The sequence below is a fragment of the Solirubrobacter ginsenosidimutans genome (assembly GCF_027587205.1).
This window is the reverse complement of record NZ_JAPDOD010000141.1, coordinates 1-709: the sequence shown is the minus strand read 5'-3', so window position 1 is coordinate 709 and position 709 is coordinate 1. Positions and strand designations below refer to the sequence as shown.

The following is a 709-nucleotide window of genomic DNA, read 5'->3' as shown; positions in this document are numbered from 1 at the left end:
TCGAGGACGCGGCGCATCCGCTCGTCGGGCGCGAACGGCTCGCCCTTGACGATCCCGATCGCGGCCAGCTCGCCCATCAGCTCGATCTCCGTGCTGCCCGCGGGCTGCTCTTGCACCAGCTCGTTCAAGAGCTCGTAGAAGCCGAAGTCGTTGGGCGGGATCGTGTTGAACGCCGTCCCGCTCGCCTCCACGAACACCGTCTCGGGAAGCTCGGCCGGCGAGGCAGGCCGCACCGTGCCTTCCAGCAGCGTGGCGATCGGCGTGCCGAAGCCGCCTTGCGCGTAGGGGTAGATCTTCGTCGTGCGCTTGATCAGCTCGACGGTCGGAGCCGGGTCCATGCCCGGGTTCTCGTTGATGAACGAGCGGCCGAGCATGAACGCCCGCGTCGTTCGCGAATGCCCGATGTGGTAGCCGCTGTCGGGCAACGCCCCGTCGTAGTTCGGCGGGACCAGCAGGAACCGGCCGCCCTCGCCGCGATCCGGGCCCGGGAGCCCGAAGTCGATGATCCAGCGCCACCACATGTCGTCGAAGATCCCGAGCGCCTGGGGAGGCGTCTCGATGACCATCGGCCCCGACGACAGATCGATGATGCCGATGAAGTACACCGTGTCGGCGTTCGCGGTCAAGAACACCGACTCCGACCCCAGCAGCTCCGAGAACATCAGGATCTCGTTGTCCTTGGCCCCCGCCTCCTGCATGCCCTTGCGCA

The 709-nt window shown here is 67.3% G+C and carries 1 protein-coding gene; it reads right to left on the bottom strand.

The features are described from left to right. A partial coding sequence (locus OM076_RS44545) for a DUF1254 domain-containing protein (RefSeq protein WP_270046768.1) occupies window positions 1–709 on the bottom strand: 709 nt, incomplete at both ends.